The 16,857-nt window shown below is 30.4% G+C and carries 19 protein-coding genes; 16 read left to right on the forward strand and 3 right to left on the reverse strand.

What is annotated here, in order from left to right; translation table 11 throughout:
* Positions 1–20: 20 nt before the first annotated feature.
* The gene (gene panC / locus CW731_RS11415; RefSeq protein WP_100946848.1) at positions 21–869 is read right to left on the reverse strand and encodes a pantoate--beta-alanine ligase; all 849 of its coding nucleotides are present in this window, start codon (positions 867–869) and stop codon (positions 21–23) included.
* Positions 870–966: 97 nt separating this feature from the next.
* Here panC and CW731_RS11420 point away from each other — a divergent pair, with 97 nt between their 5' ends.
* Genes CW731_RS11420 through glmS form a run of 3 tightly spaced genes read left to right on the forward strand, consistent with a single transcriptional unit; the run spans position 967 to position 5,330 of the window.
* Positions 967–1,776 (forward strand): glycogen/starch synthase, encoded by an 810-nt coding sequence (locus tag CW731_RS11420; RefSeq protein WP_100946849.1) that lies wholly within the window; start codon positions 967–969, stop codon positions 1,774–1,776.
* A gap of 10 nt (positions 1,777–1,786) precedes the next feature.
* Entirely contained in the window at positions 1,787–3,454 is a 1,668-nt protein-coding gene (locus CW731_RS11425) for a DUF4270 family protein (RefSeq protein ID WP_100946850.1), read from the forward strand.
* Positions 3,455–3,473: 19 nt separating this feature from the next.
* Positions 3,474–5,330 carry a glutamine--fructose-6-phosphate transaminase (isomerizing) gene (gene glmS / locus CW731_RS11430; RefSeq protein WP_100946851.1) on the forward strand — a complete coding sequence of 619 codons (1,857 nt, stop codon included), beginning with the start codon at positions 3,474–3,476 and terminating at the stop codon, positions 5,328–5,330.
* Positions 5,331–5,385: 55 nt separating this feature from the next.
* Here glmS and CW731_RS11435 read toward each other — a convergent pair whose 3' ends face one another.
* Together CW731_RS11435 and CW731_RS11440 are read right to left on the reverse strand one after the other, a co-directional pair.
* Positions 5,386–5,991 carry an FAD-dependent oxidoreductase gene (locus tag CW731_RS11435; RefSeq protein WP_100946852.1) on the reverse strand — a complete coding sequence of 202 codons (606 nt, stop codon included), beginning with the start codon at positions 5,989–5,991 and terminating at the stop codon, positions 5,386–5,388.
* Between the two features lies 1 nt (position 5,992).
* Complete coding sequence (locus tag CW731_RS11440) at positions 5,993–6,580, reverse strand: MarC family protein (RefSeq protein ID WP_100946853.1); 588 nt, start codon at positions 6,578–6,580, stop codon at positions 5,993–5,995.
* An 86-nt stretch (positions 6,581–6,666) separates the two neighbouring features.
* Between CW731_RS11440 and CW731_RS11445 the strand changes: the two genes are divergently transcribed.
* The 13 genes from CW731_RS11445 to CW731_RS11505 all read left to right on the forward strand — a co-directional run bounded on the left by CW731_RS11445 (position 6,667) and on the right by CW731_RS11505 (position 16,786).
* Positions 6,667–7,236: a DUF3109 family protein gene (locus CW731_RS11445; protein ID WP_100946854.1), complete on the forward strand. Its 570-nt coding sequence runs from the start codon at positions 6,667–6,669 to the stop codon at positions 7,234–7,236.
* A gap of 109 nt (positions 7,237–7,345) precedes the next feature.
* Entirely contained in the window at positions 7,346–8,086 is a 741-nt protein-coding gene (locus tag CW731_RS11450; protein ID WP_100946855.1) for an energy transducer TonB, read from the forward strand.
* 68 nt (positions 8,087–8,154) lie between these two features.
* On the forward strand, positions 8,155–8,901 hold the full coding sequence (gene deoC, locus CW731_RS11455) for a deoxyribose-phosphate aldolase (protein ID WP_100946856.1): 747 nt from the start codon (positions 8,155–8,157) through the stop codon (positions 8,899–8,901).
* A gap of 2 nt (positions 8,902–8,903) precedes the next feature.
* The gene (locus tag CW731_RS11460; protein WP_100946857.1) at positions 8,904–9,476 is read left to right on the forward strand and encodes an acyltransferase; all 573 of its coding nucleotides are present in this window, start codon (positions 8,904–8,906) and stop codon (positions 9,474–9,476) included.
* Between the two features lies 1 nt (position 9,477).
* Complete coding sequence (locus CW731_RS11465; protein ID WP_100946858.1) at positions 9,478–11,544, forward strand: gliding motility protein RemB; 2,067 nt, start codon at positions 9,478–9,480, stop codon at positions 11,542–11,544.
* A 217-nt stretch (positions 11,545–11,761) separates the two neighbouring features.
* Positions 11,762–12,664: a heme o synthase gene (cyoE, locus tag CW731_RS11470; protein WP_100946859.1), complete on the forward strand. Its 903-nt coding sequence runs from the start codon at positions 11,762–11,764 to the stop codon at positions 12,662–12,664.
* Positions 12,665–12,673: 9 nt separating this feature from the next.
* Positions 12,674–13,258 carry a cytochrome c oxidase subunit 3 gene (locus CW731_RS11475; RefSeq protein WP_100946860.1) on the forward strand — a complete coding sequence of 195 codons (585 nt, stop codon included), beginning with the start codon at positions 12,674–12,676 and terminating at the stop codon, positions 13,256–13,258.
* Between the two features lie 57 nt (positions 13,259–13,315).
* Complete coding sequence (locus CW731_RS11480) at positions 13,316–14,296, forward strand: cytochrome c oxidase subunit 3 (RefSeq protein WP_100946861.1); 981 nt, start codon at positions 13,316–13,318, stop codon at positions 14,294–14,296.
* An 18-nt stretch (positions 14,297–14,314) separates the two neighbouring features.
* Positions 14,315–14,653, forward strand: a complete 339-nt coding sequence (locus CW731_RS11485) for a cytochrome C oxidase subunit IV family protein (protein ID WP_100946862.1) — start codon at positions 14,315–14,317, stop codon at positions 14,651–14,653.
* Between the two features lie 82 nt (positions 14,654–14,735).
* Positions 14,736–15,386 carry a hypothetical protein gene (locus CW731_RS11490; protein WP_100946863.1) on the forward strand — a complete coding sequence of 217 codons (651 nt, stop codon included), beginning with the start codon at positions 14,736–14,738 and terminating at the stop codon, positions 15,384–15,386.
* A 6-nt stretch (positions 15,387–15,392) separates the two neighbouring features.
* The gene (locus CW731_RS11495; RefSeq protein ID WP_100946864.1) at positions 15,393–16,037 is read left to right on the forward strand and encodes an SCO family protein; all 645 of its coding nucleotides are present in this window, start codon (positions 15,393–15,395) and stop codon (positions 16,035–16,037) included.
* On the forward strand, positions 16,030–16,569 hold the full coding sequence (locus CW731_RS11500; RefSeq protein ID WP_100946865.1) for a DUF420 domain-containing protein: 540 nt from the start codon (positions 16,030–16,032) through the stop codon (positions 16,567–16,569). The genes CW731_RS11495 and CW731_RS11500 overlap by 8 nt, the downstream gene beginning before the upstream one ends.
* The gene (locus CW731_RS11505) at positions 16,562–16,786 is read left to right on the forward strand and encodes a hypothetical protein (protein ID WP_100946866.1); all 225 of its coding nucleotides are present in this window, start codon (positions 16,562–16,564) and stop codon (positions 16,784–16,786) included. The genes CW731_RS11500 and CW731_RS11505 overlap by 8 nt, the downstream gene beginning before the upstream one ends.
* The last annotated feature ends 71 nt before the right edge of the window (positions 16,787–16,857 follow it).

The raw sequence follows: 16,857 nt of genomic DNA on the forward strand, positions 1-16,857 counted from the left end.
AAATAGTAATTTTTTAATTATTAATTTTTTAAACGGATGTTATCTATTAATCTAATTTCTCCTGCAAAAACGGCAATAAAAGCTCTGTATTGTTTATTAGATTCTTTGTTTTTTGCTGTTTTTAATGTTTTTTCATCAGCAATGGTAAAATATTCTAATTTTAATAAAGGTTGTTTTTTAAATTGATTTTCTAACCATTTGTTAATTTCAGAAATACTTTTTGTGCTAAATTTCTTTTGAACCTTTCTAAGTGTTTTATGAATAAAAGGTGCAATCTCTCTATGCTCTGTAGATAATCTTGTATTTCTAGAACTCATAGCTAAGCCATCTTCTTCTCTATAAATAGGACAACCTTTAATTTTTACTTTTAAATGATGTTTCTCTACCATTTTTTTGATGATTTGCAATTGTTGAAAATCTTTTTGTCCGAAATATGCTTTATTTGGTTCAACAATTTCAAAAAGTGTTTTCACCACAGTACCAACACCATCAAAATGACCATCTCTAAACTTCCCTTCCATTTGATGCTCTAAACCATCAAAATCGAATTTTTCTGAAATAATATTTGCTGAGTAAATTTCTTCTACTGAAGGAGAAAATAAAATATCACAAGAAACAGATGTTAGTAACTTGATGTCATTTTCTATCGTTTTTGGGTATTTTTTTAAATCCTCTACATTATCAAATTGTGTGGGATTTACAAAGATACTTACCACAACAATCTCATTTTTTTGGGCTGCTTTTTCAATTAAAGATAAATGACCTTCATGTAGAGCCCCCATAGTTGGTACGAAACCAATGGTTTTTTTATTCCTTTTATATTCTAAAAGACAGTCTTTTAGGTCTTTTTTGTTGTTAAATATCTTCATTGTAAAAATGTTGCTAAAGTGTGCAAACTTACCAATTTAACACGATATTAGCATAATAATTCGTACTTTTGGCAATCTCATAAAAGAGTTTGATTTAATGAAGGACAAGAGAATTTTATTTGTTTCGTCTGAAGTGGTACCATACTTACCGGAAACAGAACTATCGTTAACGGCATTTAATGCTGCGAAAAATGCACATTCTAAAGGGGTACAAACCAGAATTTTTATGCCAAGATATGGTGTTATTAATGAAAGAAGGCATCAGTTACATGAGGTTATTCGTCTTTCTGGAATGAACTTAGTTGTTAATGATATGGACATGCCATTGATAATAAAGGTTGCTTCGATACCAAAAGAAAGAATGCAGGTTTATTTTATAGACAATGAAGAATACTTTAAGAGAAAAGCCGTTTTTACAGATGAAGATGACGAGTTGTTTGAAGATAACGATGAGCGCGCAATTTTCTTTGCAAAAGGGGTTGTAGAAACTGTAAAGAAACTAAATTGGGCACCAGATATTATTCATGTGCATGGTTGGATGGCTTCTTTGTTGCCTCTTTATTTAAAAGAATTCTATAAAGAAGAGCCTTTGTTTACAGAAAGTAAGATTATAACATCTATTTATAATAATCCTTTTGAAGGAACGTTAGATGAGAGCCTTGCAGAAAAAGTAAAGTTCGATTTAAATGAAAACAAAAAAATAGCAATACTTAATACACCTAATCATACTAACATATTAAAAAGTGCCATAGAAAATTCTGATGCGATTATTCATGGTAGTGAAGATATTTCTGATGAATTGTCTGCTTTTATTGAAGAAAAAAACATTCCCGTCTTAGGATATCAAGAGGAGAATTTTAAAGAAAGTTATTTAAATTTTTATGCTGATATAGTTTCAGCAACTTAATTATTTTAGAGTGAAAAATATTTTTAGAAAAAGTGCTTATTTAAGCGCCTTAGTGTTGGTTTCATCTGTTACTATCTCTTGTGAAGAGGATTTTACAGATATTAAAAGTGGTGTAGTAAGTAATACAAAATTCTCTACAGGAGAAGTTGTGTTAGACTTAGAAATAAGCACTATAAATATAGATAATATTGCTGCAGACAACATCGGTTTACCTAGGTTGCAAGATAATAGCATTCCTCAGGTAGATTATTGGTTGGGTATTTACAAAAACGCAAATGCTAAAAATTTAGAAGCTGGTTTTGTTTCTCAATTAGGGCTTCCTAGTAGTTTAAAAAATAGTGAAGACGTTGTTGACAGAGATACCATTTACAATTTAGATAAAGTTGTTTTAAAAATTCCTTATACAGCTGTTTCATTAGGTAAAAATACTAATGGAATAACAACTTATAGGTTAGATTCAATTTTAGGAAACACTTCAGCATTAACAGCTATTGATGTGTATCGAAATCCAACTTTTTTAAATGTTTTGAATCCATCTGACCCATCAAAACAAAATTCTTATTTGTCTAATTTTGATTATCAAGAAACAAAAATGTTGTCAGAAGCTGGTTTTTCTTTTAAACCGCGAGCTACCGATACTATTTTTCGTTTTGATAGAATTGATAGAAGTGTAGATGTAAATAGTACTACCACAGTTAAAGATACTTTAAAAGTGTTAAACACATCTCAAGTAGCCACTCCTTTTCTAGCTATTCCGTTAAACTTAGAAGAGATGAAAACATCGTTTTGGAATAAATTTAATGATACAGAGTTCTCTTCTTCAGAAGAGTTTCAGAAATATTTTAGAGGAATTATTGTTAAAGCAAAAGGAGTTGACGGAGCATTGATTCCATTCAACCTTTCAAATTCACAAGTATCAGTAGATTTTTTATACTCTAAAACAGTTTTAAAAGATATGGCGGTAGATACCGTTATTAAAGCTGCATATTCTTTTCCTTTAGGAGGAATAAAAAACACTATTTATAAAACAGAAAGTGCTGCTTCTACACCTGCAAATAGTTTTGTTGTTCAGGGAACTACTGGTTTATCTGCCGAAATTAAAGTTTTAGGAGTTAATTTATTAAGTTTAGAAGCAGATGACCCTTTTCTTCTTACTTATGGTGATAAAGATTTAGATAATAATAATTATATTGATCTAGAAGAATTAGCTGCAATTAGAAATACAAGTAATAACGAATTCGGATTTCTAATAAATGATGCAGATTTAACTTTTGGTGTTAATAATACTTTAAGTACAAATTCAGCTGTTTTACCACAAAGATTGTATGTTTATCAAAATAAAGACAATGGAAACGGTGTTCTAATACCAACACATTTAACTGATTCTTATGAAGAAGCTGTTAGTTTTAATGGAAATTTAGTATCTAATGATAATGTTCCCCAAAGTTATAGTTTTAAGATAACAGATTATATTTCTGATTTAATGGATGGGTCATCTAAAGATTTTTCTCCACTAGCCTTAAAGGTTTATAATACTACAGATAATGCAATACTTACTGGGGCACTAAATAGAAATGTATTTCAATATAACTGGAATCCTAGAGCTGTTGTTTTGTTCGATGAGGATGGAACTAAAAAAGCAAGATTAAAATTATCATATACTAAGAAAAAGAATTAACAAAAAAAAAATAATTGCTATGTGTGGAATTACTGGTTATATAGGCTTTAGAGATGCATATCCTATTGTAATAAACGGGCTTAAAAGACTTGAATATAGAGGGTACGATAGTGCTGGGATAATGATGTATGATGGAAAAAAAATACAGCTTACCAAGACTAAAGGAAAAGTAGCTGACCTAGAAGTTATCACAAATAAAGAGGAGAAAAGAAAAAAAGGAAACATAGGAATGGGTCACACACGTTGGGCAACACATGGTGTGCCAAACGATGTTAATTCTCATCCACACTTCTCTCAATCTGGAGACTTAGTAATAGTTCATAACGGGATCATAGAAAACTATGACACTTTAAGGAAAGAGTTAATTTCTAGAGGGTATTCCTTTCATAGTGATACAGATACAGAAGTTCTTATAAATTTAATTGAAGAAGTAAAAAGACAAGAAGGTTGTAAGCTAGGTAAAGCAGTGCAATTAGCTTTAAAGAATGTAATTGGAGCTTATGCAATTGCAGTATTTGATAAAACGAAGCCTAATGAAATTGTTGTAGCACGTTTAGGTAGCCCTATTGCAATTGGTGTTGGTAAAGATAATACTGAGTTTTTTGTTGCTTCAGATGCATCGCCTTTTATTGAATATACAAAAGATGCCATTTATCTAGAAGATGAAGAAATGGCGATTATAAAGCTAGGAAAAGGCGTTAAAGTTCGTAAAATAAATGACGATTCTATAGTTGATGCTAATATTCAGAAGTTAATGATGAATTTAGAGCAGATAGAAAAAGGTGGTTATGACCATTTTATGTTGAAAGAAATTCATGAACAACCAAAAGCAATTATAGATACTTATAGAGGTAGAATGTTAGCAGACGAAGGCATAATTAAAATGTCTGGTGTAGATGATAACATTAATAAGTTTTTAAATGCCGAAAGAATAATAATTATTGCTTGTGGTACATCATGGCATGCAGGTTTGGTTGGAGAATATCTTTTAGAGGATATGGCTAGAATTCCTGTAGAAGTAGAGTATGCATCAGAGTTTAGATATAGAAATCCAATTATAACACCGAAAGATGTGGTAATAGCCATTTCTCAATCGGGTGAAACTGCAGATACTTTAGCAGCTATTAAATTAGCAAAGTCTAAAGGAGCATTTGTTTTTGGTGTATGTAATGTTGTTGGTTCTTCTATCGCTAGAGAAACACATGCAGGTGCTTATACACATGCAGGTCCAGAAATAGGAGTTGCATCAACAAAAGCATTTACAACTCAAATTACTGTGCTAACTTTAATTTCATTAAAGTTAGCAAAAGCAAAAGGAACACTATCTGATTCTGCTTTTAGAATGTATTTGCAGAAAATGCAATTAATTCCGGCAAAAATAGAAGCACTATTAAAAATTGATGAAAAAGTTAAAGAAATTGCAGCTGTTTATAAAGATGCAAAAAACTGTTTATATTTAGGAAGAGGTTTTAACTTTCCAGTTGCATTGGAAGGAGCTTTAAAATTAAAAGAAATTTCTTATATTCATGCCGAAGGGTATCCTGCAGCAGAAATGAAACACGGCCCAATTGCTTTAATTGATGAAAACATGCCTATTTTTGTTATAGCAACAAATAAAGGACACTACGAAAAAGTAGTAAGTAACATTCAAGAGATTAAATCTAGAGCGGGTAAGATTATAGCAATAGTTACAGAAGGTGATACACAGGTAAAAGAAATTGCAGATCATGTAATTGAAATTCCTGAAACTGAAGAGGCTTTAACACCTTTGTTAACTACAATTCCGTTTCAATTATTATCATATCACATTGCGGTAATGTTAGGTAAAAATGTAGATCAACCAAGAAATTTAGCAAAATCTGTTACTGTAGAGTAATTGTTTTTTGTTTCAAATAAAAAAAAAATCCAGCTATTTAGCTGGATTTTTTTAGTTATATTTTATCATGAATTTTAACGTGATTCCCATTGTTCCAGAGTGTTAAAATATCTGTAGCAACAGCAGCTCCACTACCTGCGGCAATTGCAAACTGACTTCTGCAACCGGCAATTGTACCACAACAATACAAACCTTTCTTAATAAAGTGATCTGTGTTTTTAAGTTGAACTCTATCTTTTTCTGGATTCGCTTTTTTATGAGGCTCAATAAAACGATCCAAACCTTCAATAGTAAAAGGTTTTGAATAGTTTAAAGCAATAATTACAACTTTAGAGCTGTAGGTATTTTTATTTGTAACTACTTTATACCCTTCTTTAAAAGAATCAACAGAAAGCACTTTTTCATCTTCTATTTGCAAAACATTAGGATATAATGTTGATAACTGCTCTTTTCCTTCATTTAAAATACTTGCTCCTAATGTTTTTGGAGAAAGACCTAAGACATTATTAAACAACGCATTTTGTAAATGAGATGTTCTTTGGTGCATTACAATTCCCACTTTTTTATTAATGGCAAAAGGTTTATTTTTTGCTGAACCCAAAACCAAAGCACACTGTAAACCAGAAACGCCACCACCTATAATTAATGCATCGAAATTCATATTAAATAAATAAAGCTTTAATATTTTGAGCAAAAAGTTTTACTGAAATGGCTAATAAAATAACTCCAAAAACTTTTCGAATAATTTGAATTCCGTTAGGACCAATTATGCGCTCTATTTTAGATGAAGTTTTTAATACAACATAAATTAAAAGTACGTTTAATAAAACTGCGGTAATTATATTTTCTATATGAAATTCTGCACGTAAAGAAAGTAACGTTGTTAAACTTCCTGGGCCTGCTATTAATGGAAAGGCTAAAGGAAAAACAGAAGCTGTAATAGCATTAATATCACCATCATTATCTTTATAAAGAGTAATACCTAAGATCATCTCTAAAGCGATAAAAAACAGAATAAAGGAACCTGCAACGGCAAAAGAATTTACATCAATACCTATTAAGCTTAATAAACTTTGTCCTAAAAACAGAAAAAGTATCATAATAACACCTGCAATTAAAGATGCTTTTTCAGATTGAATATGACCTGCTTTTTTACGCAGATCTATAATAATAGGTATGTTTCCAATAATATCTATTACAGCAAACAATACCATAAAGGCAGTAACAATTTCTTTAAAATTAAAATCCATGATCGTTTTTTTTTATTTTGCAAAATTAGTCAACTAACTTTATCAAAGTGTAAAGTTAAAGAAAATATTTACCTTATTTTTGCAATATGTTTCAACTAGGAAAAACAATAGTTTCAGAAGATATTATCGAAAAAGATTTTGTGTGTAACCTTTCTGCTTGTGGCGGTGCTTGCTGTGTAGATGGTGATGCAGGTGCGCCTTTAGAAAAAGAGGAAATCAAAATTTTAGAAGAAATCTATCCGAAAGTAAAACCTTTTTTACGAAAAGAAGGAATCGAAGAGATAGAAAAACAAGGTGCTTGGGTTACAAATGAATGGGGAGAGTTAGAAACTCCTCTAATTAATGATGCAGATTGTGCATATGTAATTTTCGATGAGAAAAAAACAGCACTTTGTGGTATTGAAGAGGCTTATAATTCTGGTGCTATTGATTGGAAAAAACCAGTTTCTTGTCATTTATATCCAATAAGAGTAAAAGATTATAGTGAGTTTTCTGCTGTAAATTACCACAAGTGGGAAATTTGTGACGACGCTTGTTCTTTAGGAAAGGAGTTGCAAGTACCAGTTTACAAGTTTGTTAAGCAGGGTTTGATTAGGAAATTTGGGCAAAATTGGTATGATGAATTAGAAAAAGTCGCAGCAAAACATTTAGAATAACAACTATTTTCATTTAGAACTATACAGACAGCATCAAAGAAATTTGATGCTGTTTTTTTATGGCATGCTCTTTGTTTTAACAAAGTATTAACATATAAAATTTCTAATTATGAAAAACTTAAAAAAAATACCAACCAAACAATTAGAAAAGTTCTCTAACATTTTTACCCAGTTAGGACTTGTCTTAGTACTTTTTGTAGTTTACATTTCTTTAGAACATAAAACTGAAGAAAAAACGGTAGCAGTTATTGGTGATCGAAGTTCAGATATTGTATACATCGAACCCGATCGCATTTTAGAATTTGTAAAAGAAGTTAAGGTGACAGTAAAACCTCAAGCTCAGCAACCTCAAATTTTTATTCCAGATGAAATAAAGAAAGTAGATAATGATGTTCCGGAAACTATTATTGACATTCCAAAAGAAGTGCCTGTTATTGTAAATTCGGATGATATTATTGAAGTAGATATTCCTAATGATGAGCCAATAATAGAAGATGTTCCTTTTATAAATATTGAAGAGGCACCTGTTTTTAAAGGTTGTGAAGGTTTGTCTAAAAAGGAAAACAAACTTTGTTTTGATAAAAAAATGAAACAATTTGTACAACGTAATTTTGATGCAGGTTTAGCGAATGAATTGGGTTTACATTCAGGAATACATAAAATACAGACACAGTTTTTAATTGATGAAAAAGGAAATGTGGTAGATATTAAAATTAGAGCACCACATAAACAGTTAGAAAATGAAACTCAAAGACTTATTAATAAACTCCCTAAATTTACACCAGGTAAACAACAAAATAGAACAGTAAGAGTAAGGTACACACTACCAATTTCTTTTAGTGTAGAGTAAAAATTGAAACTCAACCAAATGGTTGGGTTTTTTGATACTTGTAATTTAGATTATGTTACTTTTGCTTTATGAAAATTAATCAATTTTTAGATGCCACTTATTTAAAAACAGCAGCGCAAGCAGGTGTTTCTGAGCAAAGAAATTTAGATAAAGTAATGCAACTTGTAGAAGAGGCAATTGTTTACAATTATAAGTTGGTTATGATTCGCTCAAATTACATTTCGATAGTAAAAAAACTTTTACAAGAGGCAAAATCGACAGTATTAGTTGGAACTGTAATCGATTTTCCTGAAGGAAATGCATCTCTAGAAAAAAAACTAGAAGAAGCACAAAAGGCAATCCTTTTAGGGGCAGATGAATTAGATTTCGTTGTAAATTACAAAGCCTTTAAAGAAGGTAATCTCCATTTAATAAAAAAGGAAGTAATCAATTGCATTTCAATTTGTCTAACAAATAATAAAGTCGCAAAATTCATTATAGAAATTGCTGCATTATCAAATGAAGAAATAATTGTAATTTCACGACTTATAAAACAAGTTGTATTAGATAATTTCGGAGAAGAAAATGCAAAAAATGTATTTGTAAAATCATCTACAGGTTTTTATAAAACGGAAGAGAGTATCCCCAATGGAGCTACTTTAGAAAAAATGAAAATAATTTCTAAAAATGCAAAACCATTAAAAATTAAAGCAGCAGGCGGTGTAAGAGATTATGAAATGGCAATAAAAATGATTGCTTTAGGTGTAGATCGAATTGGTACATCATCATCAAAAGAAATAATAAATAAAGAACACAACACAAACAAAGGTTACTAATTTTGAAAGATTTTTTTGCACACGAAACAGCCGTTATAGATGCAGGTTGTATTATTGGTAAAGGTACAAAAATATGGCATTTTAGTCATATTATGCCTAGTTGTATTATTGGTGATGGCTGTAATATTGGTCAGAATGTAGTGGTTTCTCCAAAAGTTATTTTAGGTAAAAATGTTAAAGTGCAGAATAATGTTTCTATTTATACAGGTGTTATTTGTGAAGACGATGTTTTTTTAGGACCATCAATGGTTTTTACAAATGTTATCAACCCAAGAAGTGCTATTAAAAGGCAAAATGAATATTTAGAAACTATTGTTAAAAAAGGTGCAAGTATTGGTGCAAATGCAACTATTGTTTGTGGTAATAATATAGGAGAATATGCTTTTGTTGGTGCTGGAGCAGTTGTTACTAAAGAAATTTTACCTTTTGCTCTGGTTGTTGGTAATCCTTCAAAGCAAATAGGTTGGGTTAGCGAATATGGGCATCGTTTAGAGTTTAATGAAAATGGTTTTGCAATATGTAAGGAGAGCCAACAAGAATATCAATTAAAAAATAATGCTGTTATAAAATTATAGAATGATTAAAAAATACCTATTTCTAGTTTTATTATTTCCATCAATATTCAATGCGCAATCAGAAAGATTTCCTGTTTACGATGGTTGTAAGGGTTCAGAAATCTCTTCTATTGAAGATTGTTTTCTATCAACAACAAAAAAACATTTTTTTGCAGAATTTAAAACACCTCCAATTGTAGAAAATGAGCATTATAAAGGAAGTGCAAATGTATTGTTTGTAGTTACTAAAGAAGGAGAATTTAAGATAATCTATGTAAATACACCTTATGAAGAAATTAAGAAGGAAGTAGAGAGAGCATTTAAGATTTTTCCGAAGATTGTTCCTGCAAAATATAATAATAGAGATATAGAGATGCAATTCGAGCTTCCTATTAAGTTTCCTGTTGTAAAATATATAGAAGTGAATCTATCTGCAGAAAAACCTTTAGAACCAAAAGAAGATTTATTTGTAATTGTAGAAAAAAGTAGAATTGCAGATTCTGTGTTTTTAGAGCACACTAGTCAGTTAAATATACCTTTTACGCATCAAAAATATGTAGATTATGAATTTGCATTACACAAAGCGAATGGAACGCATACAGCTTCTAAACCATATATTTATAGTGAGATTAATAAGTATCTAAACCTAACAGACCAAAAGAAGAAATTCTTAAAACCCGAAATTAAATCTTGGGTTGGAAATAAAATTTGGAATGAGCATTTATTACAAGTAAAAAAGAAAGATTTTTGGTTTACGTTAGATTTTTTATTGGATGTTCAGGCAGGGAAAGACAACTCCGATGTTTCTTATACTTATAATAATTCACGAATTTTAACAGTAAATGGAGGTTTAGGAGATAAAATTTCATATTCTGCTACAGTTTATGAAAGTCAAGCAAGATTTGCCGGTTACATAAATAGTTATATTTCAAATACTTCATTACTAACAAGACCAAAAAACTCTGAAGGATTAGTTCCTGGAAGAGGAAAAGCAAAAGGATTTAAGGAGGATGCTTTTGATTATCCTGTTGCTGAAGGATATTTAGCATTTCAGCCAAATAAATTTATGCAATTTCAGTTTGGTAATGGTAGAAGTTTTATTGGAGACGGGTATCGATCTTTTATTCTATCTGATGTTTCTGCACCAACAACATACTTAAAGATGAAGGTAGATTTCTGGAAATTTCAATACACCAATGTTTGGATGTGGAATACAGAACCATCAATGTCTTCAGTATCTAACCCAAATGAACATGCAAGAAAATATATAGCAGCACACTATTTAAGTCTAAATTTAACTAAAAAATTAAATATAGGTTTCTTTGAAACAGCTATTTCTACGGGAGAAAATGGTTTTGATGCAGGATTTTTAAATCCCGTTATTTTTTATAGATCTGTAGAATTTAATAGAGGTGAAGATTCTGGTAATGCTATTATTGGTTTAACGGGTAAATACAAGTTAAATAATAATATCTCTCTCTATTCTCAATTTATTATAGACGAATTTTCTGTCGGAAATTTAAACGACCTTGGTAAATGGCAAAATAAGTTTGCATACCAGTTAGGTGCAAAATATTTTGATGCTTTTAATGTTGATGATTTATTTCTTCAATTTGAATACAATTATGCCAGACCATATACGTTTGCTCATAAATCGCCAATTTTAAATTATGGTAACTACAGTCAACCAATGGGTCACTTATGGGGTGCAAACTTTTATGAAGCAATTGCAATAGCTCGTTATAAAAAAGACAGATGGTCTTTTAGTGGTAAATTAACATTAGGTAAAAAAGGGTTTGATTTTGAAGATGAAGCAATAAGCTATGGTGGAAATATATATCAATCTTATGAAGATAGATTTGGAGACACAGGCAATGAATTGGCACAAGGAAACACAGCAAATCTGTTTATTGCAGATTTACAAGGTAGCTATTTACTTAACCCAGCCAATAATTTAAATATTTTTGCAAGCTTTACCTATCGAAAATTTTCACCCAAAGCTGCTACCGAAATTTTATCAGAAGGAAATACGGTTTGGTTTTCTGCAGGAATTAGAGCAGATTTATTCAATTGGTACTTAGATTTTTAAAATTTAAGATTTCTTTAAGATTTCTGTGAAATTTATATTGAAATAAAGCGTATATTTGCAGTGTGGTTCTTCTGAAGAACCACACTTTTTCTTTTTCATAGCAATTTTCCCACTCAATTTATTGAGTGGGTTTTTTTTATTTATTTAACATCAAAAGCTTTAAAAACTATGGTAAATTCATATTTATCAAATATCTTTGCAAGCTAATTGTGGTGATATGAATACAGCAGTTATTTCAGACAAGAAAACATTTATGAAAACTATTATTTCAGACTTTAAACAACTAACCAAAGTTGGTTTGTCTTTAAGTGTTGTATTTTCTTCTGTTGCTGGTTATCTTTTAGCAATAGAAACTGTTAATTATTTTACACTTTTTCTCTTAGCCCTTGGAGGTTTCTTTATGGTTGGTGCTTCAAACGCATTTAATCAAATTATAGAAAAAGATACAGATGCTATTATGAAGCGTACGCAGAACAGACCTTTGCCAACTGGTAGAATGTCTGTAAACGTAGCGCTAACAACTGCAATTTTATTTACTATTCTAGGTCTTTCAATATTATATAGCATTAATCCTAAATCTGCGTTATTTGGCGCAATTTCAATATTTCTATACACTTGTGTATATACGCCGTTAAAAGCCGTGACGCCTTTAACTGTTTTTGTAGGGGCAATTCCTGGAGCAATACCTTTTATGCTAGGTTGGGTTGCGGCAACAAATAATTTTGGTATCGAAGCAGGTTTTTTATTTATGATTCAGTTTTTTTGGCAATTTCCTCACTTTTGGGCAATTGGTTGGCTGCAGTTTGAAGAATATAAAAAGGCAGGTTTTAATATGTTGCCAATGGGAACTAAAGATAGAGGTGCCATAAAACAGATTATTTTTTATACGCTAGTTATGATTTTAGTATCGATAGCACCTGTTTTAAGAGTCTCAGGTTCTTTTTATATTTATCCTATAACTGCTGTAATTATAGCTTTATTAGGAGTTGTAATGTTATATTATGGAATAAAACTTTATAAAAGTGAGGAAAATATAGACGCAAGAAAATTAATGCTGTCTAGTGTTTTGTACATAACAGTTGTACAAATTATATATGTAGTAGATAAATTTTTACATTAAATAAGGAAGATGGTAGAACAAACGTTACAACAAGAATTAACAGTTGCTAAAAGAAAATCTGCAAAACCTATGTTATGGGTTTCTATGATAAGTATGGTAATGTTTTTTGCAGGTTTAACAAGTGCGTATGTAATTAGTATGAAAAGAGATGATTGGGTAACTTTTGATTTACCTGATGCTTTTTACATAGGAACTTTTTTAATTATATCTAGCAGTATTACACTAATGCTGTCTCAACGCTTTTTAAAACAAGATAAAAGACAATTATCACTGATATTAGTAGTAGTAACTTTATTGTTAGGAATCGGTTTTATTTGGCAACAGTACGAAGGCTTTAATGAGCTTAAAAGACTTGGTTTATATTTTACCGGTAAAGGTAGTACAGTATCAACATCGTTTATTATTGGTATTACTTTAATGCATGTTTTACACCTTTTGGCTGGTGTAATTGTGCTTTTAGTTGTTATTTATAATCATTTTAAATATAAGTATAAACCAAATGATTTGCTGGGGTTTGAACTCGGTGCAATCTTTTGGCATTTTGTAGATATACTATGGATTTATCTATTTTTCTTTTTCTATTTTATTAGGTGATGAAAAAAGATTATTTTTGCAAAACTATTTTTAACATATAATTAATAGAAAACATTTATGGAAGCAAATATTGCTGTACCAACTGACAAAAAAGAAACCTGGGATGGTGGAAATGCTAGACCATTTGGTGCTAGCTATGGTAAAATGATGATGTGGTTCTTCATCTTATCAGATGCATTAACTTTTACCGGATTTTTAGCAGCCTATGGTTTAACTCGTTTCAAGTTTATTGATTCTTGGCCAATTGCAGATGAGGTTTTTACGCACGTTCCTTTTGTACATGGAGATTTTCCTATGATTTACGTTGCTATAATGACGTTTATCTTAATATTTTCATCGGTAACAATGGTATTAGCGGTAGACGCTGGGCATCAAATGAAAAAAAATAAAGTAGCTTGGTATATGTTTGCTACTATTATTGGAGGTATTATTTTTGTGGGCTCACAAGCTTGGGAATGGAATACTTTTATTAAAGGTTCTTATGGTGCTGTAAAAACAACAGAAGGTAAAGTGTTGCAATTTGTAAAAGATGGAAAACAGATTGCCTTGGCAGACTTTGTTACGGGGCCTAAAACAGATGCAATAGAAGAGCATTCTAGAAAAAACGGATTGTGGTTTCAAAGTGGAGAAACAGTTGCTACCTATTCTGTAGCACAAGTTATAAATGCTTACAATGCAAACCCTACAATTCAAGTAAGAACAGAACTAATCGATTTAGAAAAAAAACAAAAAACAATTCTCTCTAGAGAAGAAGGTTCACTTCAATTAGCTAAAACTAAAATGGTTGTTGAAGGAGCAAATCTAAGAGCAAACGAGTATGGTAATACAATTTTTGCAGATTTCTTTTTCTTTATTACAGGTTTTCACGGTTTTCACGTATTGTCTGGAATTATAATTAATATCATCATCTTCTTTAATGTAATCTTAGGTACTTACGAAAGAAGAGGACATTATGAAATGGTAGAAAAGGTTGGTTTATATTGGCACTTTGTAGATTTAGTTTGGGTATTTGTATTTACCTTTTTCTACTTAGTATAATAAATAAAATAGATAGAGATGGCACACGCACACGAATCAAACACAAAAAGAATTTGGATAGTTTTTGGTATTCTTTCTGTTATAACATTAGTAGAAGTTTATTTAGGTATTATTAAACCAGAAGCCTTACACCTACATGGACCAGGAACAAGTTGGTTAAATTGGATTTTTATCATCTTAACCCTAGCGAAAGCTTACGGTATTGCATGGGTTTTTATGCACTTAGAGGGAGAAAAAAAATGGTTTAGACGTTCTATTATTTGGACGGCAGTCTTTTTAATAACCTATTTAATAACCTTATTATTAATTGAAGGAGGCTACATATACGACACACTATCACCACTAGTAAAATGGTAATATAAAATAGTAGAAAGGTGGTTTTAACCACCTTTTTTTATACAGCAAAAATTAATTAAATAACACATTTTAAGAGTCGCTTATGAAGTTTTTTACAAAGAAAAGAGTTGTCCTGTTTTTGTTATTTATTTTTCCGCTAATCTGTTTTTTGTTGCTTTCTACCGGAACTAATAATTTTACAAAATTACCCATCATAACAAAAGATGTAATTGATGTTTCTGAAATAGACGAAACAAATCAGTTTAAATTAATAGATCATGTTTCTGTAATTTGTTTCTTAGGAAATGATGTAGATAAAAATAAAGCAGGTTTATTCAATCTAAATGAAAAGATTTACAAGGAATTTACAAAGAATAAAAAGTTTCAAATTATAGCTGTTTTGCCTAAAGGAAAGGAAAGTGATGCACAAAAATTAAAAAAAGAATTGGGTGCATTTACAGATATGAAGAATTGGCATTTCTTAGCTGCTTCTAAAAACAATATAGAAAGTTTCTACGCGAGTTTTTCTATAGATGAACCACTTACAGATTTATCTTCTTCGAAAGCTTTTTTGATTGATAAAGGTTTAAATCTAAGAGGTAGAATTGGTGATGAAGAAAACATTTTTGGCTATGATATGAATTCAGTTGCAGAGTTAAAGAACAAACTGAAAGATGATATTAAGGTGGTTTATTATGAATACTACGCTGCTTTTAAAGAGAAAAATGAAAACAAAGCAGACAGAAAAATATAAAATAGCATGAACAAGAAATACTCTTATATAGGAATTGCATTTATTATTTTATTATTTGGAATTTACACAGTACCAAAGGTAGTAGAGCGTTTTAAAGACAATGACTTGGTGAAGTTTAATAAAGTACCAGATTTTGAATTTATAGATCAAGAGGGAAAAACAATTACGAACAAATCGTATGAGGGTAAAGTGTATGTTGTAGAATTTTTCTTTTCTACTTGCCCAACTATTTGCCCTATTATGAATGAAAAAATGTTGACCATTCAAGATGATTTTTTTGGAAATCCGAATTTCGGAATTGCTTCAATCTCTATTACTCCAGAAATAGATACACCAGAAACCTTAAAAAAATACGCTAAAGACAATGGTATTACACATAAAAACTGGCACCTTCTAACAGGAAAAAGTGATGCTATTGTATATGAACTTTCTAACAAAGGGTTTAAATTATATGTTGGCAAAGGGGAAGACGAGCATGGTGGTTTCGAACATTCTGGTTTGTTTGCTTTAGTAGATAAAGATGGTTATATTAGGTCTAGAAGAGATGAATATGGTAACCCAATTATGTACTATAGAGCAATTAAAGAACAAATTTTTGAAGATCAAATAAAAGAATTAAAAGAAGATATTAATATATTGTTGAATGAATAATTTAGCTCAAGAAAAAAAATATAAAAAAATAATTACAGCATTATCAGTCATCATTCCTTTGGCTGTTGCTGCTTTATTTGGTGTAAATCTTCGAAGTTTAGGTTTTGATGTAGAACCGTTAAAATTTCTTCCGCCAATTTACGCAACTATAAATGGTCTAACTGCAGTTTTATTAATTGCGGCAGTGATCGCTATAAAAAAAGGAAACAAAAAGTTGCACGAACAATTTAATACAGCAGCAATTGCCTGCTCTCTATTGTTTTTGTTGATGTATATTGCCTATCACATGACTTCAGATTCTACCACATTTGGCGGAGTAGGAGTTATAAAATACGTGTATTATTTTATTTTAATTACACACATTATTTTGTCTGTTGTGGTTATCCCTTTTGTTTTAATCACTTACATGAAAGCAAAACTAGGCAAATTTCCAGAGCATAAGAAAATTGCTAAGAAAACTTTTCCATTGTGGCTTTATGTTGCTATTACTGGTGTTATAGTCTATCTAATGATATCTCCTTATTATGTTTAAATATAAAACGATTGCCTCTTTTTTATTAGTATTGGTTTTTACCTCAAAAACTACCATCGCACAATGTGCCATGTGTAAAGCCGTTTTAGAGAATGGTGATGTTTCTATGGCAGAAGGCGTGAATAATGGAATTACATACTTAATGATTTTTCCTTACCTCTTAGTGGGTATACTATTTCTTGCTATCTATCGTCATAACAAGAAAGCTAAAATTTAAAATTCAAATAAGAGTAAAAAGCTGTAACAAATTTTACTTTTAGTCGTCTTACTATCACTAACAAAAGATAA

This window comes from Polaribacter sp. ALD11, from assembly GCF_002831685.1.
Taxonomy (GTDB): domain Bacteria; phylum Bacteroidota; class Bacteroidia; order Flavobacteriales; family Flavobacteriaceae; genus Polaribacter.

Bases quoted from the DNA above. Each gene is read 5' to 3' on its own strand.
- panC (WP_100946848.1), bottom strand. From the start codon at position 869: ATGAAGATATTTAACAACAAAAAAGACCTAAAAGACTGTCTTTTAGAA.
- deoC (WP_100946856.1), top strand. From the start codon at position 8,155: ATGAAAATTAATCAATTTTTAGATGCCACTTATTTAAAAACAGCAGCG.
- CW731_RS11505 (WP_100946866.1), top strand. From the start codon at position 16,562: ATGTTTAAATATAAAACGATTGCCTCTTTTTTATTAGTATTGGTTTTT.
- CW731_RS11490 (WP_100946863.1), top strand. From the start codon at position 14,736: ATGAAGTTTTTTACAAAGAAAAGAGTTGTCCTGTTTTTGTTATTTATT.
- CW731_RS11445 (WP_100946854.1), top strand. From the start codon at position 6,667: ATGTTTCAACTAGGAAAAACAATAGTTTCAGAAGATATTATCGAAAAA.
- CW731_RS11450 (WP_100946855.1), top strand. From the start codon at position 7,346: ATGAAAAACTTAAAAAAAATACCAACCAAACAATTAGAAAAGTTCTCT.
- CW731_RS11495 (WP_100946864.1), top strand. From the start codon at position 15,393: ATGAACAAGAAATACTCTTATATAGGAATTGCATTTATTATTTTATTA.
- CW731_RS11465 (WP_100946858.1), top strand. From the start codon at position 9,478: ATGATTAAAAAATACCTATTTCTAGTTTTATTATTTCCATCAATATTC.
- glmS (WP_100946851.1), top strand. From the start codon at position 3,474: ATGTGTGGAATTACTGGTTATATAGGCTTTAGAGATGCATATCCTATT.
- CW731_RS11475 (WP_100946860.1), top strand. From the start codon at position 12,674: ATGGTAGAACAAACGTTACAACAAGAATTAACAGTTGCTAAAAGAAAA.
- CW731_RS11500 (WP_100946865.1), top strand. From the start codon at position 16,030: ATGAATAATTTAGCTCAAGAAAAAAAATATAAAAAAATAATTACAGCA.
- CW731_RS11420 (WP_100946849.1), top strand. From the start codon at position 967: ATGAAGGACAAGAGAATTTTATTTGTTTCGTCTGAAGTGGTACCATAC.
- CW731_RS11435 (WP_100946852.1), bottom strand. From the start codon at position 5,991: ATGAATTTCGATGCATTAATTATAGGTGGTGGCGTTTCTGGTTTACAG.
- CW731_RS11485 (WP_100946862.1), top strand. From the start codon at position 14,315: ATGGCACACGCACACGAATCAAACACAAAAAGAATTTGGATAGTTTTT.
- cyoE (WP_100946859.1), top strand. From the start codon at position 11,762: ATGAATACAGCAGTTATTTCAGACAAGAAAACATTTATGAAAACTATT.
- CW731_RS11480 (WP_100946861.1), top strand. From the start codon at position 13,316: ATGGAAGCAAATATTGCTGTACCAACTGACAAAAAAGAAACCTGGGAT.
- CW731_RS11440 (WP_100946853.1), bottom strand. From the start codon at position 6,580: ATGGATTTTAATTTTAAAGAAATTGTTACTGCCTTTATGGTATTGTTT.